Source organism: Paenibacillus sp. FSL W8-0186 (assembly GCF_037969765.1).
GTDB classification, from domain to species: domain Bacteria; phylum Bacillota; class Bacilli; order Paenibacillales; family Paenibacillaceae; genus Fontibacillus; species Fontibacillus woosongensis.
Genome location: NZ_CP150207.1, coordinates 1,790,870 through 1,811,847 on the forward strand (window position 1 = coordinate 1,790,870; position 20,978 = coordinate 1,811,847).

General features: G+C 51.4%; 22 protein-coding genes and 1 riboswitch. Of the genes, 19 read left to right on the forward strand and 3 right to left on the reverse strand.

Features of this window, described 5'->3' with window-relative positions; all coding sequences use genetic code 11:
* Positions 1-20: 20 nt before the first annotated feature.
* A complete protein-coding gene (locus tag MKX50_RS07765; RefSeq protein ID WP_213589079.1) occupies positions 21-1,268 on the reverse strand; it encodes an FAD-dependent oxidoreductase in 1,248 nt (415 codons plus the stop codon).
* Positions 1,269-1,454: 186 nt separating this feature from the next.
* On the opposite strand from MKX50_RS07765, the gene MKX50_RS07770 reads away from it, so the two are divergent.
* The 10 genes from MKX50_RS07770 (at position 1,455) to MKX50_RS07815 (ending at position 8,573) form a co-directional block, all read left to right on the forward strand.
* Positions 1,455-1,688 carry a hypothetical protein gene (locus tag MKX50_RS07770; protein WP_155609353.1) on the forward strand — a complete coding sequence of 78 codons (234 nt, stop codon included), beginning with the start codon at positions 1,455-1,457 and terminating at the stop codon, positions 1,686-1,688.
* Positions 1,689-1,719: 31 nt separating this feature from the next.
* Positions 1,720-2,112: a spore coat protein gene (locus MKX50_RS07775; RefSeq protein ID WP_196427047.1), complete on the forward strand. Its 393-nt coding sequence runs from the start codon at positions 1,720-1,722 to the stop codon at positions 2,110-2,112.
* A gap of 200 nt (positions 2,113-2,312) precedes the next feature.
* Positions 2,313-2,813 (forward strand): Lrp/AsnC family transcriptional regulator, encoded by a 501-nt coding sequence (locus MKX50_RS07780; RefSeq protein WP_155609352.1) that lies wholly within the window; start codon positions 2,313-2,315, stop codon positions 2,811-2,813.
* Positions 2,814-2,826: 13 nt separating this feature from the next.
* Positions 2,827-4,029, forward strand: coding sequence for an aminotransferase class I/II-fold pyridoxal phosphate-dependent enzyme (locus MKX50_RS07785; RefSeq protein ID WP_155609351.1), 1,203 nt, complete (start codon positions 2,827-2,829; stop codon positions 4,027-4,029).
* Positions 4,030-4,232: 203 nt separating this feature from the next.
* Complete coding sequence (locus MKX50_RS07790) at positions 4,233-4,421, forward strand: aspartyl-phosphate phosphatase Spo0E family protein (protein ID WP_230873697.1); 189 nt, start codon at positions 4,233-4,235, stop codon at positions 4,419-4,421.
* 174 nt (positions 4,422-4,595) lie between these two features.
* On the forward strand, positions 4,596-5,171 hold the full coding sequence (locus tag MKX50_RS07795) for a cob(I)yrinic acid a,c-diamide adenosyltransferase (protein ID WP_213589078.1): 576 nt from the start codon (positions 4,596-4,598) through the stop codon (positions 5,169-5,171).
* Positions 5,168-6,136 carry an RluA family pseudouridine synthase gene (locus MKX50_RS07800; RefSeq protein WP_339159074.1) on the forward strand — a complete coding sequence of 323 codons (969 nt, stop codon included), beginning with the start codon at positions 5,168-5,170 and terminating at the stop codon, positions 6,134-6,136. Before MKX50_RS07795 ends, MKX50_RS07800 begins: the two co-directional genes overlap by 4 nt.
* A 47-nt stretch (positions 6,137-6,183) precedes the next feature.
* A complete protein-coding gene (locus MKX50_RS07805; protein ID WP_213589076.1) occupies positions 6,184-6,546 on the forward strand; it encodes an arsenate reductase family protein in 363 nt (120 codons plus the stop codon).
* A gap of 58 nt (positions 6,547-6,604) precedes the next feature.
* A complete protein-coding gene (locus MKX50_RS07810; protein ID WP_213589495.1) occupies positions 6,605-7,474 on the forward strand; it encodes a 5'-3' exonuclease H3TH domain-containing protein in 870 nt (289 codons plus the stop codon).
* Positions 7,467-8,573, forward strand: a complete 1,107-nt coding sequence (locus tag MKX50_RS07815; protein WP_339159076.1) for a phosphodiester glycosidase family protein — start codon at positions 7,467-7,469, stop codon at positions 8,571-8,573. Before MKX50_RS07810 ends, MKX50_RS07815 begins: the two co-directional genes overlap by 8 nt.
* Here MKX50_RS07815 and MKX50_RS07820 read toward each other — a convergent pair.
* Positions 8,563-8,865 carry a DUF3055 domain-containing protein gene (locus tag MKX50_RS07820; protein ID WP_339159078.1) on the reverse strand — a complete coding sequence of 101 codons (303 nt, stop codon included), beginning with the start codon at positions 8,863-8,865 and terminating at the stop codon, positions 8,563-8,565. The genes MKX50_RS07815 and MKX50_RS07820 overlap by 11 nt on opposite strands.
* 282 nt (positions 8,866-9,147) lie before the next feature.
* Here MKX50_RS07820 and MKX50_RS07825 point away from each other — a divergent pair, with 282 nt between their 5' ends.
* Entirely contained in the window at positions 9,148-10,152 is a 1,005-nt protein-coding gene (locus MKX50_RS07825; RefSeq protein WP_339159080.1) for an HRDC domain-containing protein, read from the forward strand.
* Positions 10,153-10,237: 85 nt separating this feature from the next.
* Here the strand turns inward: MKX50_RS07825 and corA are convergent, their stop codons facing one another.
* On the reverse strand, positions 10,238-11,173 hold the full coding sequence (corA, locus tag MKX50_RS07830; protein WP_155609343.1) for a magnesium/cobalt transporter CorA: 936 nt from the start codon (positions 11,171-11,173) through the stop codon (positions 10,238-10,240).
* A gap of 445 nt (positions 11,174-11,618) precedes the next feature.
* A riboswitch (SAM riboswitch) is annotated at positions 11,619-11,743 on the forward strand.
* Positions 11,744-11,879: 136 nt separating this feature from the next.
* Between corA and metA the strand changes: the two genes are divergently transcribed.
* The 8 genes from metA (at position 11,880) to MKX50_RS07870 (ending at position 20,959) form a co-directional block, all read left to right on the forward strand.
* The gene (gene metA, locus MKX50_RS07835) at positions 11,880-12,815 is read left to right on the forward strand and encodes a homoserine O-succinyltransferase (RefSeq protein WP_213589073.1); all 936 of its coding nucleotides are present in this window, start codon (positions 11,880-11,882) and stop codon (positions 12,813-12,815) included.
* 19 nt (positions 12,816-12,834) lie between these two features.
* Positions 12,835-14,022 (forward strand): aminotransferase class I/II-fold pyridoxal phosphate-dependent enzyme, encoded by a 1,188-nt coding sequence (locus tag MKX50_RS07840; RefSeq protein WP_339159081.1) that lies wholly within the window; start codon positions 12,835-12,837, stop codon positions 14,020-14,022.
* Positions 14,015-15,202: an aminotransferase class I/II-fold pyridoxal phosphate-dependent enzyme gene (locus MKX50_RS07845; protein WP_339159083.1), complete on the forward strand. Its 1,188-nt coding sequence runs from the start codon at positions 14,015-14,017 to the stop codon at positions 15,200-15,202. Before MKX50_RS07840 ends, MKX50_RS07845 begins: the two co-directional genes overlap by 8 nt.
* Positions 15,203-15,405: 203 nt before the next feature.
* On the forward strand, positions 15,406-16,542 hold the full coding sequence (gene mqnC / locus MKX50_RS07850) for a cyclic dehypoxanthinyl futalosine synthase (RefSeq protein ID WP_283927652.1): 1,137 nt from the start codon (positions 15,406-15,408) through the stop codon (positions 16,540-16,542).
* Between the two features lie 137 nt (positions 16,543-16,679).
* Positions 16,680-17,582, forward strand: coding sequence for a putative sporulation protein YtxC (locus tag MKX50_RS07855; protein ID WP_213589070.1), 903 nt, complete (start codon positions 16,680-16,682; stop codon positions 17,580-17,582).
* Positions 17,583-17,978: 396 nt separating this feature from the next.
* Entirely contained in the window at positions 17,979-19,916 is a 1,938-nt protein-coding gene (gene thrS / locus MKX50_RS07860) for a threonine--tRNA ligase (protein ID WP_339159085.1), read from the forward strand.
* Between the two features lie 78 nt (positions 19,917-19,994).
* Complete coding sequence (locus tag MKX50_RS07865; RefSeq protein ID WP_280530399.1) at positions 19,995-20,684, forward strand: 3D domain-containing protein; 690 nt, start codon at positions 19,995-19,997, stop codon at positions 20,682-20,684.
* 101 nt (positions 20,685-20,785) lie between these two features.
* Positions 20,786-20,959 (forward strand): hypothetical protein, encoded by a 174-nt coding sequence (locus tag MKX50_RS07870; RefSeq protein ID WP_213589068.1) that lies wholly within the window; start codon positions 20,786-20,788, stop codon positions 20,957-20,959.
* Positions 20,960-20,978: the final 19 nt, after the last annotated feature.

The window sequence follows — 20,978 nt, forward strand, 5'->3', positions numbered from 1 at the left end:
GTCTTGAAACTCCTTCAGTTTCAGCGCCTGGTTCTTAAGCGGCTCGCTGCCGGGGCTGGCTTCGAGGTTCTTGTCAGTGAAAACCATTCCATGTCTGGCCGATCCTTTCCCAGAAGCACGTCGGTCAGCATTTCCGCGGCGATCATGCTGTATACCGTGCCATTGCCTCCATAGCCCTCGATGAAATAACAGCAGGGATAACTCGGGTGAGTGCCGATGAATGGCAATCCGTCCCGGCTTTGTCCAAATACGGCACCCCAAGCATAATCAGCCTTCAGCTCCCGTTTACCCGGAAACAGCTCATGCAACTTCTTCAGCAGTGTCTTCCCCTGGTTCAGATACCGGCTCTCATTCAGCTTCCCGCCTGGCAGCGGCTCATCGAGGCCGCCGATTAATATGCGCTTGTCCGGCGTTGTCCGCAAATAAAGATACGGCCGGGCTGTTTCCCAAAGAAGGCAGCGTTCGAACCAATCGTCAAAATGCTCAGCGGGTTCGGTGACCACCACATAGCTTGATGACAAATATGCGCCTCTTTCTTTATGGAACTCCTGAGTCTCATATCCCGTTGCAAAAATAACATGCCGTGCCCGGATCACATAGTTCCCAGCACGGCATAGGACACCGTGCTGCTCAAATTCAAAGCCGGTCGCTTCGGTGTTCTCGAAGACGGCCAGTCCCATGGCGGAAGCGGCTTCGATCAGCCCATGAACGAAAGCGACGGGATTTCCCTCACCATCTCCATCGTTATAAATAGCTCCCGGCTTCTCGAATGGGAAGCGGTCTGCAATATGCGTTCTGTCCCACCATTCGACCGGAAAATGGTATTTTCGAAGCGTTTCATATTCCTGATGCAGCATGCCTACATCGTCATCGGTACTAGCGAAGTACAGGCTGTTTCTCGTAAGGAAACGAGCTTCCGGCTTCAGGCCCTGACTAAGCTTAAACAGCTTGCTTACGGCTTCCCGGCACATTTGATAGAAACGGACGGCCTGCTTCTCTCCAAACGTATGGATTAATGATCTCAATGTTTTGTCATTTGAAAATTGTATTAATCCAGTGTTCGCCAAGGTGCTCCCCGATGCTATTTTTCTTTTGTCAATCAGTACGGTATGGATGCCGGATTCAGCTAGGAAATAGGCGCACAGCGCCCCGCTGACTCCTCCGCCAATAATAAGACAATCGCAGGATATATCGTGCTGGAGCGTTTCGTATTGCGGTGGAACAGGCAAGGTATTTTGCCAGGCGAAATTTCCGCTGTGCAGCTTCATGAGTGGCTATCGCTCCTTTATCACATGGAAATGGTCAAGATCTTGTTTTTTACTTTAAAATGGTGCGCAAAATATCGCTCCATATGTATAAAACTTGTACATTTTATGCGCGGTTACATATCCATGGTCTCCTTGGACATAATATTCCTGAATGGAATGCAACCAATTTTTCAGGAGGTAATCTTAATGAATGCTTCGCAAATGCAGCCGCTGACGGCCAAAGAACTAGAGTATATTTCCGATTCGGTATCCAATGAAGAAATGCTGCTAAAATTGACTGCGGCAGCTTTAGCCGTATCGCAGAATCCGAACATCCAGAACGTGATTCAAAGCCAGCTCGGAACGCATGAGCAGCATATCAATCAGCTTATCCAAGCCATGCAGCAGCATCAGGCGCTCGCCCCGACGCAAGCCCATTAAATCATTCGAACTTTGAACAGGAGGAATTCCTTTGACCCCTACTTCACAATTTCAAAATGCACACCTGCTGCCCGAGGAAGATTTGCTAAATGTCATTTTGGCCGACCTTAAACGGACCGTACGGGAATATACGACAGCGACGACCGAGTCCGCATGCCCTTCCGTTCGGCAAATGTTTACTCAATTGACGGACAGCACGCTGCAGCTCCAAGGACAATTGTTCCAGCTGCTGAGCAGCCAAAATATGTATACGGCACCCTCCAAGGCGATTCGTACGGAGGTTGACAAGAAGCTGCAGGAGGCTCAGCAGACCCAGCAGCAGCTTCAGCAATTTACGCAGCAGCGCACCGCGCAAATGAGCAGCGGCAGCCAGGCGCCGCAAGCCAATATGCAGCAAAATGCAGGAAACCATACTTACAGTTAATAACCCGTTTTTGCAGCGGCTCAAGCACAAGAGTTAAGAGCAGCCCCATACAACCGTCCGCCTAAGGAGCGCCTCCCGAAACGGACGGTTTTTCTTTGCAGGACTCCTAAATTCATGTAATATAAGTATTAAATTTAGATTCCGGTGAGCAGGGGGGAACGAGTGTCCTGCTCCACTGGAACAGCGCTGGAGGATGAAGCATGAAACCACTTAGCGAATTGAAACTGAAAGTGCTGGACCTTCTGAAAGAAGACGCCCGAAGAAGCCCTGCTCTTCTGGCAACCCTGCTGGGAGTAACTGAGGATGAGGTGTCTGTGGCGATCGCGGAGCTAGAGGAAGACAACGTCATCGTCAAATACGCGACGGTCGTCAACTCGGGCAAATTGGATGATGAGAAAGTAACCGCCTTGATCGAGGTGCAAATTACCCCGGAGCGCGGGCGAGGGTTCGAGGCCATTGCCGAGCGGGTTTATTTGTTCCCTCAGGTCAAATCGGTCTATCTCATGTCAGGAGCCTACGACTTGCTAGTAGAAGTCGAAGGGCGCACGCTCAAAGAGGTAGCCAGCTTCGTCTCCGACAAGCTGTCGACACTGGAGTCGGTGCTCTCGACAAAGACCCATTTCATACTTAAGAAATACAAACAGGACGGCATTATCTTTGAAGATCCCGAAGAAGACCGCCGTCTCATGATTTCTCCGTAAAGGAAGTAATATTATGACAGTAGAATCGCAACAATATTCGGACAAATCGATGTTATCTTATTTGGCCCCCCGGGTAAGAGAGATTCAGCCTTCCGGGATCCGGAAGTTCTTCGATCTTGCCAGCGGCAATAAAGATATCATCACTCTCGGCGTGGGCGAGCCTGACTTTATTACGCCATGGCATGTCCGGGAAGCCTGTGTCTATTCTTTGGAGAGGGGTTACACGAGCTATACCTCCAACGCCGGTACGCCCGAGCTGCGCGAGGCCATTGCGGAGTATTTGCACAATGGGTTCGGCCTGAACTATGATCCCAAGGATGAAATTCTGGTTACAGTAGGCGGGAGTGAAGCGATTGATTTGGCGCTCCGGGCGCTGATTGAGCCAGGGGATGAAATACTTGTTCCAGCTCCTTGCTACATCTCCTATTCCCCGATATCTTTTATCGGCGGAGGAGTCCCCGTGGAGATCGAAACTTACGCGAAGGATAACTTCAAACTAAAGGCGGAGCATCTAGAAGCGAAAATATCGCCGAAGTCCAAGGTGCTGATTTTGAACTATCCCAGCAATCCAACGGGCGGAATCATGACTTACGAAGACTGGCTTCCGATTGCCAAATTGGTGGAGAAGCATGATTTGATTGTCATTTCCGACGAGATTTATGCCGAGCTCACTTACGGCAGCAAGCATGTCAGCTTTGCCTCCCTTCCGGGAATGAAGGATCGCACGATTCTTGTCAACGGCTTCTCGAAAGCCTTTGCCATGACGGGCTGGAGAATGGGTTATGCCTGCGGCCATCCGGAACTGATTTATGCGATGTTAAAGATCCATCAGTATACGGTGATGTGTGCGCCCGTGATGGGACAGGTCGCTGCTTTAGAAGCGCTCAAGAATGGCTTGGAGGAGAAGGATCAGATGGTCGAATCCTATAATCAGCGAAGAAGGCTGATTGTCCAGGGACTTCGGGACATCGGATTATCCTGCCACGAGCCGCAAGGCGCGTTTTACGCTTTTCCCGGTATAGAAACTACCGGCCTTAGCTCAGATGAATTTGCCCAGCGACTGCTGCTCGAAGCTAAAGTGGCAGCTGTGCCCGGCACTGCTTTTGGGGCTGGCGGCGAAGGGTACCTGCGCTGCTCCTATGCGACTTCGGTCAATCAAATTAATGAAGCGCTGGACCGGATGGGGAAATTCGTTCATAAGCTGAAGCAGGGCTAGCTTCCGGTGATTTTTAGTAAATGGGGGTTATTAACAAATTTCTCATTTATTATTTGATCATTGTCCAATAATCATGTTATAATTTGGTTTTGGTAGAGCTTGAGTTTCGCAGGGAGGGATAACTTTTGTTTTGTGGTGAATACAACATGCCGTACGAGAAGATGGGCGGTCATATTGCTGAAGGCGATGCAACGAATCAATGGATGGGCGAAGAAGGCCGGACGATATCACCACAAGCATTGACATTGGAAGATGAAATTCAACTGCTCCGTACTAGAATGGAAGAAATATTTTTAGAGGAGAAGTCTTTTACATCAGACATTGTCATCGAGATCAGCAGCCTGCTTGATTTAAAAATCAATGAATTTATGAAGAGTCAGAAAGCAAAATAATCCAGGCTCGTATCTATAGCATCCTGCGCAAAGAGGTGATCCGGAAGACGGATCGCCTCTTTTATGTCCGGCGACGCTGCAACGGTCCACGCTGAGAAGGGGACGATGGAGTAAACGAGGGCAGGAATATGTTATATTGGACATATATAATTTTTGCTTGAATGGGGGATTAAAGTGAATTTGTACACAAGAACCGGGGATGCGGGACAGACCTCCATCATCGGCGGCAGAGTGGATAAAGACGATGCCCGAATCGAGGCTTACGGAACGATTGATGAGCTGAACAGCTTTGTCGGTCAGGCAGTGAGCTTGATGGATACCAACTCCGGAATATTCGCGGACATGAAGGAAGAACTGCTGCAAATCCAGCATGAGCTGTTCGATTGCGGCTCCGATCTGGCTTATGCCCGATTGAACGAGGACCGCTACAAGGTCGGAGCCGAGCTGGCTGAACGGCTGGAAACATGGATAGATCGCCTGGAACAGAATAACCCGCCGCTGGAAAAGTTCATTTTGCCCGGAGGGACTTCCCTGGCAGCTATACTGCATGTATGCCGGACGGTATGCCGCCGCGCCGAGCGCCGGGCCGTTACCTTGCGCCATCAGCATGAGGTCAATCCGGAGGTGCTGACGTATTTGAACCGTCTGTCGGATTACTTCTTTGCCGCGGCCCGGACGGCGAATGCCCGAATGCACGTACAGGATATAGAATATGTGCGCAGCGCAAAGGTGTTCGGTCGGAAATCATGACGCAATACTACGACCCTATTGTATACGTAGTAACGGAGGAAGAGGACGGCTGGCAGCTTAAGAAGCTCCTACAGCGCCGGCTGGGCGTATCCAGAAAGCTGATGTCCAGACTGAAGCTGACCGAGAAGGGGATTACACTGAACGGGGAAAGGGTGTATATCAGCGTTCCCGTAAAGAGCGGGGATATCGCTGCCATTTCTCTGGAGAAGGAGACATCCGAGGACATTTTGCCGCAGCCGATTCCTTTCGACTGCATTTATGAGGACGACGCACTGTTAATCGTCAATAAGTCGCCAGGAATGATCGTCCACCCAACCCACGGGCATTATACGGAGACTTTGGCGAATGGAGTGGTGCATTATTGGCGAGAGAAAGGCGAAATGTTCCGGTTCAGGCCCGTGCACCGTTTGGACCAAGAGACGAGCGGCGTGCTGGCCATCGCCAAAAATGCTTACGTACATCAGCATATTTCCGAACAGATGATCGCAGGACAGGTGGATAAAAAATATGTGGCGTTCGTGCATGGGACGCCAGATCCGGCAGAAGGAACAATTGACGGGCCGATTGACCGCGATCCCGAGCAGCCGCATCGCCGGATCGTCATTTCGTCCGGTTATCCGGCGCTGACCTATTATTCAACGGCACAGATGATGGGGCCGGCATCCAAGGTTGAGCTGCGGCTGGGCACGGGCCGGACGCATCAGATTCGAGTGCATATGACTTCGATTGGGCATCCGCTTATCGGAGATAAGATGTATCAAAGGCCGGGCAGTCCAGGTTCGCCGCATCAGGCCGATTCGGATGAGGCTAATTCCGGCATGCTGGATGGCCTTATCCAGCGTCAGGCTCTGCATGCCTCCGAGTTGGCCTTCCGTCATCCGCTGACCGGAGAATTTATGAGCTTTCATGCTCCGTTTCCTCCGGATATGGCAAGTCTGGAGCAGGCATTGATAGCTATGATTTAATCATAGAGATGATAATATTATGTATTGGATCAGGAGGTTGTGCAGCAATGAGTAAGCTGATTGTGTATCAATACCCGAAATGCAGCACCTGCCGCAGTGCGGTGAAGTGGCTGGAGGCGCAAGGCCATGAGCTGGAGCTTCGCGACATTAAGGAATCTCCGCCGGACGCGAAGGAATTGTCCGCTTGGATTGACCGAAGCGGTTTTGAACTGAAGAAATTCGTTAATACGTCTGGAGAGATATATAGACAGGAAGGATTGAAGGACAAGCTGCCAGGCATGTCCCGCGAGGAGCAGATCGCGCTGCTCTCATCCAGGGGAATGCTGATCAAACGTCCATTGGTCAGTGACGGCAAACAGGTCACGGTTGGCTTCAAGCCTGAAGAATATGAACGGGTCTGGGGCAAATAGCGCCAGGCCGCTATAGGGAGAGAGTAATTTGACGGTTATACCTAACAGTAAAGACAGCATGCTGCTGGTGGACGGGATGGCGCTTATGTTTCGCGCTTATTACGCCTCGGCAGCCACGGGCTATATACGCAGAACGAAAGCCGGACTGCCGACAAATGCGGTATACGGCTTCATGAGATATTTTTGGGACGCGGTGCAGAAATTCAACCCGACCCATATCGCCTGCTGCTGGGATTTAGGCAGTAAGACGTTCCGGACGGAGCAATTCGCCGCCTATAAAGGCAATCGCTCCGAGGCGCCTGACGAGCTGATCCCGCAATTTGCGGTGATTCAGGAAGTGATGGACAGTTTGGGAATACCTAATATTAGCGCTCCCGGATTTGAGGCGGATGACTGCATCGGAACACTAGCCGCCCGTTTTTGCGAGCAGATGGACGTCTATATCTTGACGGGCGATCATGATATGCTCCAATTGGTCAATGAGACGACAAGCGTAATCATTATGAAAAAGGGTCATGGCAATTATAGTGTATATACCCCGCAAAGCTTAATGGAGGAGAAGCAACTGGCTCCCGCCCAAATCGTCGATCTTAAAGGATTGATGGGGGATACGAGCGACAATTATCCGGGGGTTCGCGGCATTGGCGAGAAAACCGCGCTCAAGCTGGTGCTGGAATTCGGTTCGGTGGACGGCATCCTTAGCAATTTGGATAAGCTCTCCAAGTCGATTCGCACCAAGATCGAGGCTGACCTCGATATGCTGCATTTGTCCAGGCAGCTTGCGGAGATCCGCTGCGACGTTGAGCTTGTATGCGATCAGGAGGCTTGCCGCCTTGAGCTGAACCATGCTCAAGTTGCCGCTAAATTCGAAGAATTGGAAATGGCAAGCATCATCAATTGGATGGGAGTGGCCGCGACTAATGAATAAGCGTAACTGGCAAAGATGGACCGCAGCCTGCCTTGCCGCTTTCCTGCTTGCAGGCTTAATCACAGCTAGCGGGGGGAGCGCAGCAGCGGCTCCGTCTCCAGGCATCAAGCAAGAAACGAAGAAAGTGAAGGTCGGCAACAAGAGCTTCACCGTACAAACCGTACGTATTCCAAAGGGCACGCCGGTCACGGTAGGGTTAGCCAAGAGGCAGGTGGGCAGCACGGAGGAATTTGCATCGATCGTCAAAACCTACAAGGCGGAAGCTGCGATTAACGGAGCTTTCTTTGAAGCTTACGGCGGGCCGCCAGATCCTTACGGTACACTGATCGCGGACGGTGAAGTGATGCACAAGGGCGGAAACGGCACGACGATCGGCTTTAAGAAGGACGGCACGGCAATCATGGACGAGCTGCGCATTTCCATTACCGGCACGGTCGTCTCTCCGGAAGGCAAGTCAAAGGGCTGGTATGCCACCTTCATGAACCGGGTGCCGCTTGCAGGAAGCAACGTCAGCATTATGTTTACGCCGGCCCGAGGCGGCAAGGTCGGATTCTCCGGCGGTCTAGCCGTTACGGTAGTCGAGGGCAAGGTCGCAAAAAATGAAGTCAATGCCAATGCCGACATTCCGAAGAACGGGTATGTGCTTGTCTTTACGGGAACAGAGAAGAACATGGCGGAGCGGTTTGTAATCGGAAGCGAGGTAGAACTGAGCCTCAGCTACAAAAACCCGCAAGGCGATCCGCTGCCCGCTTGGGAGGACGTCGTTACCGCTGTCGGTGCAGGGCCTCGCCTGGTGAAGGACAGCAAGGTTGCTTTGAATGCGGCTGCTGAGGGGTTCAACGATGCGAAAATATTGACCAGCTCGGCAGCCCGCAGCGGAATCGCCATCATGCCGGATGGTTCCATTATGCTGGCGACCGTCCCTGCAGCCACGATGAAGCAATGGGCGGATATTATGAAGACGCTTGGAGCGAAGCAAGCGATGAATTTGGATGGCGGAGCATCCTCCGCGCTTTATGGCGGGGGCAAGATGCTCACCACGGCCGGGCGGCATCTTAGCAATACCCTAGTCTTTAATTCAAAGGGTTTTAATCCGTAAAATAAGGATCACCCACAACCTGATACAGGAAGGATTTCAGCTCATCGGCTTTTTCCTCTTCCAGGTTGTAGACATGCTCCAGATAGCCTTCCTCTTCCAGGTCATCCGTGCCTAGAATCGCTGTTTTGCCATTTTGCAAATCAGTAACGAGCTTCTTGCCGTAGAAGCGGTTGGTCGTAGTTATCGCCAGATCGAAGCGCTTTAGGGATGCTCCAATGAAGGTCACGAACCGGGTGGAGGTGCTTTCCGTGCTGTCGGACAGGAAGTCCAGCTCTTTGTGCGGGTTAGTCATTGATATTGCCTCCTTGAACAAATAGTGCGCATATCGCGTTTTGCATATTTTAGAATTAAGCTGTTGCTCCTAGATATTATAGCGGATAAATGCAGCTAATGGGAAAAAACATGCCAGGCATTGACACACATCCTTAAAATGGTATCATTGGGTATAACAGTATATGAATGGAGGAAGCACCTCTTCTGTAACTTTGCAGAAGGGGTGCTTTTTTTGCGTGCAAAAGAAATGCTCCAGCCGGATGTCCGTTCAGGTACTGAATTTTAAGGGAGGGGAACGATCGTGAGAATTATATTTTTGAACAGTCTGGAGAAGCGGGAGGCCGGCGCCGTGGTCGGAAGCGCGCAGGTTTGGATGGGGGAGGAGGAGAGCATGTGGCGCATGGGCTGGAATGAAATTACGGCCGACGGCGAGCAGGAATACATCTGGTACGAAGGCTCGTCCTGGTCGGAGATGCTCCATGTCTACCGTCATCGCCTGGTTATCAAGCTGGGGGAAGGGTTCCAGCCGACGGTCGAAGGCGTTTGGGAGGATAAGGATCAGCTTCGCGGCAAGGCGATGACCGCCCAGAAGCTAATCTGTTACAGCGAAGGGCATCCGAATGAACCGGTCTATACCGAGCTGTGCAATTGGAGAAGGAAAAAAGCCTCCACAGAGCGCAAGGCGCCTTATTTGATCGCTAGCAATCGCCTGCTTAGGCTGATTAGCGTATTTCTTCCTCATACACTAGAGGAATTGCTGCAGCTGCCGGGGGTAGGCCAGAATAAAGCGGGGGAGTTTGGTGACGAGCTGCTGGAGATGACCCGGAGACACCCGCAGCCGAGTCCTTTCCCGCTGGATTGGGTTGAGGAAGAGGTTAATCAGGAAACGCTCCGCTCCTGGCTATATAAACAGAAAGAAGCGAAATTCCGGGTAGAAATGGAAAAATACGGCGTGCGCCGGAAGCTGCTTGAAGGCATTGCCGAGGGGTTGAGCGTGGAGCAGATTCGCGAGCGCGTGGCCATGGGCCGCCGGGAGGTGATTGAATTACTTGAGGAACTTGAGAAGGACGGATATAGTACTGAGCCGCTGGTGAACAAAGAATTGCAAGAAATGCCCGATGTGGAGCAGACGGCGGTCATGGAGGCTTATGAAGAGCTCGGAGACGCCTTCCTAAAGCCGGTGCTTCAGCGGGTCTATGGCCAGGAGGCAGCGGAGGCTGAGGATCGGGAAATGCTGTATGAACGCTTGCGCCTGATCCGGATTCGCTTCCGGAGGGACAGAAGCACCGTGCGGGATGCGGGCTAGCAGGGGAGCGAATATACAGTCAGATGCAACCAAAAAGGACGAAAGCTGTCTCCGGGGAATACGGAGGCCTTCGTCCTTTCCTGTTTCAAATCCAGTCCCGCTTGCGGAACAAATAGTACATTCCTGCGCCGAGAACAATCATGATCCCGATCACTACGTAATAAGAATATTTCCAGTGCAGTTCCGGCATGTTATCGAAGTTCATCCCGTAAATACCTGTAATCAACGTCAGCGGAATGAAAATCGTTGTAATTGCGGTAAAGACGCGCATAATCTCGTTCGCCCTGTTGGCGATCGAAGACTGGTAGGCTTCTCGCAAGTTGCCCATCAGCTCCCGGAACGTCTCAAAGTTCTCGGAGATTTTTACAGCGTTCTCGTATATATCTCTGAAATATTTCTGGAGCTGATCGTCGATCAGACGCAAATCCTTTTTGTTTAAAATATTGATAACTTCCTTCTGCGGCCCAAGCATCTTCTTCAGCCACAAAATTTCGCTTCGCAGGCCGATAATCTCGCTTAGATGAGATCGCTTCGTATGCATGAGGATATCTTCTTCAAGCTTCTCGATCTTGACTTCGATCCGGTCGCTGACCGTGAAATAGTTGTCCACGACAAGGTCAATGAGCAGATACAGGAACCGGTCAGGCTCGCTGACCTCCTGCTCCCAAAGTATCGGCTTGACCGCGCGGAGCTCGTTGATTTTTTGGTTGGTTACCGTAATGATATAATGCCGGCCCAGGAAAATATTCAGAGCCCGCAGGAAGATCTCTTCATCGTCAAAGCGGATGCTGTTCACGACAATGAAATAGTGATTGTCATACGTTTCGATTTTCGGACGCTGTTCCTCTTCCGTTAAACAGTCTTCTACGGCCAGGTCATGCAAGGAGAACAGCGGCTGCAATATTTGCAGATCCTCACCGTCCGCATCAATCCAGTAAAAGCCTTCCTCCGGTGCCGTGGTCGTTAGTTCCACATCATCAACCGTTGTAAATACGCCGTCTTTGACATGACGAATTTTCAAGGGTATCACTCTCCTTTTCCCCAAATCCCTCGGATAATATGCTCTAGGTTGAGCACAGGAAAAAGGACCAGCAGCCGGCAACGCCTAAACGGGCGTTTTATGAAAACACCGGGAAACGAAAACGAAAGAGCCCCAATTCATCCGTGAGCGCTCTGCTGATCGATTTCCTATGCCATTGTTGTTGTGGGGCAGTTCTCTGCGGACTCGGGTCGCCTTCCATAATCGGTTTCACCTCTTTGCTCATAAGCTGATTAACACTTGTCTAGTATAACCCTGACATATGACATGATCAAGCCATACCTAGCATATTGGGGCTATTTTTCAGCATATGGCGAAGACCTCCAGGTGGTGTCAAATCACCGCTGGGTTCTTGACGGATGCCTATTTATCCTTTAAAGTGATCTCAGGGAACGAAAGTGTTCCGTAAATAATCAAATATGGCGAAATCTTATCAAGAGCAGGTGGAGGGACTGGCCCGATGATACCCGGCAACCGGCGATTTAATCGTACGGTGCTAATTCTTGCAGATCCGTTGACGTATAGGCGTTTTCGGATTCTGAGAGATGAGAGAGGCGCATTCATGATACCGATGAAGACCTTTCTCTAAGCGAGAAAGGTTTTTCTTGTATCAGCTGCGTCCGCTTTCTACTATAGGATGACTGCGCACAACAACAACGTTTTGTCGAAAGAAGGAGTTGAAGAAAGTATGCCAATTAAAGTTCCTGATCATTTACCGGCAAAAGAAGTACTGGAGAACGAAAATATATTCGTGATGGATGAATCCCGGGCTTACCGCCAGGATATTCGTCCGCTGCGGATCGCCATTCTGAACCTGATGCCGACGAAGGAGACGACCGAGACACAAATTTTGCGCCTGCTTGGGAATACGCCGCTGCAGGTGGAAATCGTTCTGCTCCATCCCCGGTCCCATACGTCCAAAAATACGCCCGCCGAGCATCTCGAAATGTTCTACCAGACGTTTGACGAAATCAAATCGCGCCGGTTCGACGGACTGATTGTTACGGGCGCACCGGTCGAGCAGCTGGAATTCGAAGAAGTGAACTATTGGGAAGAACTGAAAGGGATCTTTGAGTGGAGCAAGACAAACGTCACTTCAACCCTGCATATTTGCTGGGCGGCCCAAGCCGGCTTGTACTATCACTACGGGGTCCGGAAGATCCCGCTTCAAGAGAAATGCTTCGGCGTGTTCCCGCACACCGTAAACATTCCCAACGTCAAGCTGCTGCGGGGATTCGACGAGGTGTTCCAGGTTCCGCATTCCCGGCATACGGACGTGGAACGCAGAGACATCGAGAAGGTGCCGGAGCTCGATATTCTGGCCGAATCCGAGGAAGCGGGCGTGTATCTTGTCGCGACGAAGGACGGCAAACACATTTTCGTCACCGGGCATTCCGAGTACGATCCCTGTTCACTGAAATGGGAATACGACCGCGATGTAGCGAAAGGACTGGATATTGCTCTGCCTGTCAACTATTTTCCAAATGATGATCCGTCCCGCACACCGAGGTCGACCTGGAAATCCCATGCAAATTTATTATTCTCCAATTGGTTGAATTACTATGTGTATCAAGAGACGCCTTATGATATCGATCAGCAGGGCGGACTCATCTATCATATATAGGCTGTGGAGGGATTGTTAAATGTCAGAGAAGAAGTACCGCATTGAAAGTGTACTTGCGCAGATCGGATCGGTTGAGGAGCCGGTTACTGGCGCAGTAAACTATCCGATCTATCAGGCAACGGCTTTCCGCCATCCGCGTCTCGGCCAAAGCACCGGATTTGACTATTCGCGGACGAAGAGCCCAACCCGTGCGGTGCTGGAGGAAGCGGCGGCCGAGCTCGAGTCTGGAGACGCTGGTTTTGCCTGTAGCTCCGGCATGGCTGCGCTGCAGACGGTATTCACTTTGTTCGCCAGCGGCGACCATTTGATCGTATCGCTCGATCTGTACGGGGGAACTTACCGCCTTTTGGAGCGGGTATTGTCCAAATACGGAGTTACTGCATCTTATGTAGACACGAATGATTTAAGCGCGCTTGAAGAAGCTAAACAGCCAAACACGAAGGCAATAATCATTGAGACGCCTACGAATCCCCTGATGATGATCACGGATATTAGAGCGGTCAGCCAGTGGGCACGTGATCACGGCCTTTTGACGATTGTCGACAATACGCTGCTGACTCCGTTCTTCCAGCGTCCGATCGAGCTGGGGGCCGATATTGTGGTCCATAGCGCAACGAAGTATCTCGGAGGGCATAACGACGTATTGGCGGGTCTTATTGTGACCAAAGGCAAAGAGCTGTCCGAAGAAATGGCTTTTCTGCACAATTCTATCGGGGCGGTGCTCGGACCGACGGATTCCTACCAGCTTATGCGGGGAATGAAGACGCTGGCGCTGCGTATGGAGCGGCATCAGAGCAACGCGCTAGCCATCGCAAAATATTTGCAGAACCATCCCCAAGTGACTGAAGTATTTTATCCGGGGCTGCCGGATCATCCGGGCTATGAGATTCAGAATGCCCAATCGAGCGGAAATACGGGAATTTTCTCATTTAAAGTTTCCGATGCGCGTTATGTCGATCCGGTGCTTCGCAACCTGAAGCTGATCGCCTTCGCCGAAAGCCTCGGCGGAGTGGAGTCTTTAATGACGTACCCTGCGGTGCAGACGCATGCCGATATTCCGGCTGAAGTTCGTGACGCTGTCGGCGTAGATGACCGCCTGCTGCGCTTCTCTGTCGGAATCGAGCATGTGAATGATCTTATCCAGGATCTGGAGCAGGCGCTGGAGGCAGCGCGGGCAGAAGTTGAAGGAGGCAGCAAGAATGAGTGATCAGGGCAACCCAAATGAATTATCGGGGGCAGGAAAAGAGGACAGGAAGTTCGATACGAAGCTGATTCATTTCGGCGGGGAAGTGGATGCTGCAACCGGTGCATCCAGCGTGCCGATCTATCAGGCGTCGACCTTCCATCACCACGACATCTATAATCCGCCTTCTTATGACTACAGCCGGTCGGGGAATCCGACCAGGCAGGCGCTCGAAGATTATATTGCCGTCCTCGAAGGCGGCCACCGCGGACTTGCCTTTTCCAGCGGAATGGCGGCGATCTCGACGGCCTTTATGCTGTTCTCGGCGGGGGATCATATCATCGTTACGGAGGATGTGTATGGTGGTACATATCGCCTGCTGACCGGCATCCTGAATCGGTTCGGAATCGAAGCAACCTTCGTCGATATGACGAAAATCGATGAAGTGAAGGCCGCGCTCAAGCCGAATACGAAGGCCGTTTATCTGGAGACGCCTTCCAACCCGACGCTGAAAATTACCGATATCGCCCAAGTAACGGAGTGGGCGCACGCCCATGACCTGCTGAGCATTCTCGACAATACGTTCATGACGCCTTATTATCAGCGGCCGATCGAACAAGGCGTCGATATCGTACTGCACAGCGCGACTAAGTTTTTGGGCGGCCATAGCGATGTTCTTGCCGGACTTGCCGTGACCAGAACAGAGGCGCTGGGCCGTAAGCTGAAATATATGCAGAACGGCCTTGGCACCGTATTGGGCGTGCAGGACTCCTGGCTGTTGATGCGCGGAATGAAGACGCTCGGCGCGCGCATGGCGCACAGCGAGAAGAGTGCAGCGAAGCTCGCCAAGTGGTTAAGCGAGCGCAGCGACATCAAGGCCGTATTCTATCCCGGCCTGGCCAGTCATCCGGGACGCGAGATTCATGAGAAGCAGTCTTCAGGTTACGGCGCGGTTGTTTCCTTTGACGTAGGCTCCGCGGAGCGCGCCAAGCGTGTGCTCAGCAGCGTTAAGCTTCCGCTGGTTGCCGTCAGCCTGGGGGCGGTGGAGAGCATTTTGTCCTATCCGGCAATGATGTCGCACGCATCGATGCCTAAGGAGGTCCGTCACGAGCGCGGGATTACCGACGGCTTGCTTCGATTCTCCGTGGGTCTCGAGGATATCGGCGATCTTCTCGCCGACTTGGAACAGGCATTGGAGAGGTAATAAACTGCCGCGTGATCCAGCAATAATAGAATCTATTTGTCTATATAGAGGAGCGGCATCCGATCTTGGATCGGGTGCTGTTTTTCTGTCTGGATTATGTTACGATAAAACCGTACTATTTAATTTCTAAATTTTTGATATTTATATCAGGGCAAGTGAAATAGAGCTCAAAGATCATTCTAAGGGAGAAGAGGAGGCAGCCCATGACTGCAATCGACGACATATTAGACAAAGCGCTTCGCGGAGAACGTCTTGACCTGGAGGATACGATCGCTTTATTCGAATCTGACGAAGTAGAGAAAATGGGGCACGTAGCTAATATTCTGATGGAACGTATGCATCCCGAACCGGTAGCGACCTTCGTTATCGGACGGAACGTAAACTATACGAACGTGTGTGACGTATACTGCCGGTTCTGCGCCTTTTATCGCAGACCGGGGTCGGAAGAAGGGTATGTGCTTCCGGATGAGGTCATTTTTCAGAAAATCCAGGAAACGATCGATGTAGGCGGTACCGAAATTCTGATGCAGGGCGGGACGAACCCGAACCTGCCGTTCAGTTATTATACAGACCTGTTGAAGGCGATCAAGCAAAGATTTCCTGATATTACGATGCATTCCTTCTCGCCGGCGGAGATTATGAAAATGAAGGAAGTGTCGGACGGGTTGTCCTTGGAAGAGGTCGTCCGGCAAATTCATGAAGCCGGGCTCGACTCTTTGCCTGGCGGGGGAGCGGAAATTCTTGATGATCGGACGCGTCGTAAAATCAGCCGCCTGAAGGGCTCCTGGAGAGACTGGATGGATGTCATGCAAACGGCTCACCGGATCGGCATGAATACGACCGCGACGATGGTCATTGGTTTTGGCGAGTCGATGGAGGAGCGCGCGCTTCATCTGATGCGGGTCCGGGATGCCCAGGACGAGTGCCTGCAGAACGGCTATGACTCCGAGGGCTTCCTGGCCTTCATTCCATGGACGTTCCAGCCGGACAACACGAATTTGAAGCGGGAGAGACAGACTCCACGGGAGTACCTTAAGACTGTGGCGATCAGCCGGATCGTGCTGGACAACATTAAGAACATTCAATCGTCCTGGGTGACCATGGGACCTGAGATCGGCAAGCTGTCGCTTCAATACGGCTGCAACGATTTCGGCAGCACGATGATCGAAGAGAACGTTGTCTCCTCTGCAGGGGCAACCTACAAGGTCAATATCGAGTCCATTCTGTCTATTATCCGCGAGGCCGGCAAAATCCCGGCACAGCGCAATACGAAATATGAGATCCTGCGTGTATTCGATCAAGACAGCCAGGTTGAAAAAGACTTTGTCATGCAGAACTGATTTACTTCGTGATCAATAGGTTACCTTTTGATCACGAAGCTGTTTGCCAATAGCTGTTGATGTTTCCATGGACCGTCCCGTATATCTGCTACCTCCTCACCATATACTTTGAGAAGGAAGCGGAAAGGGGCGAGTTCATGGATTTTTTTACAATTAGCACGAATGTCGCATCCGCGGCGTCAGCAAGCCAATTCGCCGAGTATATGCAGCGGTTGACCAAGGGTTTACATAAAGGGAGCATCAGCTCCGGATTTGTATATATGCCCGAACACGCTAGAGCGGAATGGAGCATTAGCCTTAAGCCGAGAAAAGGCACCCAGTCCGTATGGAGTAAGATAACGCTTGAATTGGCTAACGCTGTCGCGGAGTATGTCGTTGATGTTAAGGAGCCGGGAATCGTCCGCAAAATTCTCACGAAGGATTATGAACTCGATGAAAGCGAAAAGCAGGCCATAGAAGCGATATATCGCAGGTTTCTAACCGCGGAAGAAGGACAGGCCGAGGCTAGAAATGCGCGAATCATGCTTGTCGAAGCAGCGTTTCTGCAAATGCTCGAGCAGCAGGAAGCGCTTGATCTTGACGGTTTTGTCACCTTTAGGCTGCAGGACTACGGATTGAAGCTGCGCGAGATGATTGATTACGCGGTGGAGGAGTTTTTGCTCGACAAGCAGTATGAAGATTTTATCGCGCTGCTGCAATACTTCGTGTATTTTCAGGAGCCGCTTACGCCGTTTATTCACGTTATGCACAAGCAAGGCAGCGAATTCGTCATCTTGAACGAAGGGTTAAACCAAATTGAAGTTTCGTCCGGAGACGTCGTCATGCGCCTGGCGGATCAGGAGCTGCAGATGGAAAATATGATCGTCAGCACGCTGATATCCTTGTCTCCGGAGCGCATTCTTCTGCACACCTGTGAACCGGAAGCCTTGGCGATAAAGACGATCCGGCAAATTTTTGGGGAAAGAGTTGAGCTCTGCCTGCGTTGTCCGCAGTGCAAGGATTTCCTGCAGGAAACAAGGCAGCGCGATCAGGTTAAGTAATGTCGGGCGAACCAGGGTTCTTGACGGTACCCCTCGTTAGCATTATAATTACAAATATTCAAGCGAAAAGCGTTGACAAAGACATGAACCAGAAATGCGAACGGTACAGAGAGAGGGAACGGTCGGCTGGAATTCCCTTCGGAGTCGGTTTTGGTTTACCCCTTTGTAGCTGTATTCCCGAACTTTGGGCGATTGCCCGAATATTAAGGAATGCCGGTTCATTACCGTTATATAATGCCTAAACAAGGACTTGTTCCAATGCTGTCTTGCTGCGGCTTGCGAACGGTCGAATGAGGGTGGAACCACGGGTATATAACGCTCGTCCCTTTCCGGGACGGGCGTTTTTTGTTTGTCCGCTCCCGGCAATGAATTACGAAACTAAGGGAGGAACAGAAAGTGGCAGTATCAATTTCATTACCGGACGGCTCAGTTCGGGAGTATGCAGACGGAAGCACTCTGGAGGATGTGGCGGCATCGATCAGCAGCGGCCTGCGCAAAAATGCGCTCGCGGGAAAGCTGAACGGTTCAGCCGTTGACCTGAGTACAAAATTAACAGACGGCGCAGCGGTCGAAATCATTACGCCGGATTCCAAGGAAGGCCTTGAAATCATGCGGCACAGCACGGCTCATCTTCTGGCGCAAGCGGTCAAACGGCTGTTTGGCAACAAGGAAGTCAAGCTGGGCATCGGTCCGGTCATCGAAGACGGTTTCTATTACGATATGGACCTGGAGCATCCGATCAATCCGGAGGATCTGCAGAAGATCGAGAAGGAGATGGAACGGATTATCGGCGAGAATCTGCCGATTACGCGCCGTGAAGTGAGCCGCGAGGAAGCGGTGGCGATTTTTACGGAGCTGGGCGATCCTTATAAATTAGAGCTCATTCGCGATTTGCCTGAGGACAGCGTACTGTCCATTTACGATCAAGGCGAATTCTTCGATTTATGCCGCGGGCCGCATGTGCCGTCTACGGGCAAAATTAAATCATTCAAGCTGCTGAGTGTGGCGGGAGCCTACTGGCGCGGCAACAGCGACAATAAAATGCTGCAGCGTGTATACGGTACGGCCTTCTTCAAAAAAGCCGACCTGGATCAGCATTTGCATTTGCTCGAGGAAGCCAAAAAACGCGATCACCGCAAGCTCGGCAAAGAGCTGAGCATCTTCACCTTCTCGAATCTCGTAGGCCAAGGTCTGCCGATCTGGCTGCCAAAGGGTGCAACCTTGCGCCGCACGCTGGAAAGATACATCGTTGATATCGAGGAGCGCCTGGGATACCAGCACGTGTACACTCCGGTGCTCGGTAATGTGGAGCTCTATAAAACTTCCGGCCACTGGGAGCATTACCAAGAGGACATGTTCCCGCAAATGGTTATGGACAATGAGGAGCTTGTGCTTCGGCCGATGAACTGTCCGCACCATATGATGGTGTATAAGAGCGAGATGCACAGCTACCGTGATCTGCCAATCCGCATCGCCGAGCTTGGCATGCAGCATCGTTATGAAATGTCGGGGGCGCTGACTGGCCTGCATCGCGTGCGGGCGATGACACTGAACGATGCGCACATTTTCTGCCGGTTGGATCAGATCAAAGACGAGTTCAAACGCGTGCTAGCCTTGATCAGACAAGTCTACAAAGATTTCGGCATTAACGATTACCGGTTCCGCTTGTCCTATCGTGATCCAGAGGATACCGAGAAATATTTCAAGGACGATAATATGTGGAACACGGCACAGCGCATGCTGCGCGAGGTCGTCGAGGAGGAAGGTCTGCCGTTCTTCGAGGCGGAAGGCGAAGCCGCCTTCTATGGACCAAAGCTGGATGTACAAATCAAAACGGCTCTTGGCAAGGAAGAGACTTTATCCACCGTACAAATCGACTTCCTGCTCCCAGAGCGCTTTGAGCTCGAATATGTCGGTGATGACGGCGCCAAGCACCGTCCGGTCGTATTGCACCGCGGCATTCTCGGCACGATGGAACGCTTCACGGCCTTCCTGCTGGAGAATTTTGCAGGCAATCTTCCGCTCTGGCTCGCTCCAGTACAAGCAAAGGTTATTCCGGTATCCAGCAATTTCGAAGCCTATGCGCGCGAAGTAGAGGAGAAGCTGCTTGCCGGCAGAATTCGGGCTGAAAGCGATCTTCGCAACGAGAAGCTGGGCTACAAAATCCGCGAAGCTCAGCTGGAGAAAATACCTTATATGTTCGTTGTCGGCGAGAACGAGCAGAGGGAAGGAACCGTCTCCGTGCGTAAACGCGGCGAAGGCGATCTCGGTGCGAAGTCGCTGGACGAAGTCATTTCCATGCTGCAGGACGATATTCAGAACCATAAGATATAGGAAGATGCATTAGATCTAGCAAAGGTATAAACCTTGGCGCATGTGGACATCCTCTGGAATAAGGGAGGAGATTGTCACATGCGCCAAACTATTTTTTGGGATCGGCTTGGTATGTGTTGTACGCTGATATTCGTGCTTGTGTCATCGATGAGTAAGGATAGTACGGTTTATGCCAATCCGGTTCAGCAGCAAAATTATGAACAAATCGCGGCGATGAACACGTTTAAGACGACTGCGATCCTAGCTCGGCAGGGAGTTATTCCACAGCCGGTATATATTACAAGCTCATCGGAGCAGCACGATAAAAGAGCGGGCGCCAATGCTGGAGAAAAGACGGCCAAAGCGAAGTTTCAAACAGTAAAAGTGGTAGCTACCGGTTATACGGCGGGTTATGAATCTACAGGCAAACGACCCAACCACCCGGGATACGGCATCACTTATTCCGGAGTCAAGGTGCGCAGGGACAAGGATACCATTTCGACCATTGCCGCCGATTTAAAAGTGTTTCCGCTCGGGACGATTTTGTATATCCCGGGTTATGGATACGGTGTCGTAGCTGATAAGGGTTCAGCGATCAAAGGAAACAAAATCGATCTGTATTTTACGACAACCAAGCAGGTATTTAAAGAATGGGGCAAAAAGGAAGTCGAGGTGCAGGTGATCCGTAAAGGCACGGGCAAGCTGACGGAGGAGATGTTCCTTGAGCTGGGCAAGGCGCTTCAGGTCGACAAGGAAATTCCTGAGGATATTTGGGATGAGGCGATTTGATTTGGGTTTGCATAATATCGCTTCCCGGGTTGCATAATACGAATGCATCCACGCAGTCGCTGCATGTTATGCACGCGACGGCTTAAGGGAGGTGAATACAGATGCCGAATCAAAATCAGAACCAAAATCAAAAGAATGCAGCTTCTCCAGGTTACAAAACGCCAAACGAGAAATACAATGAAGAATTCGCTGAAGAGAGCATGGAAACGGTCGCTCAAAAAGCGAGAGCTTCTCGCAACGCTGTTTCGAACCCAAGCAACCAAAGCGGAAAATAATGCAACACGAGCGTCCTGA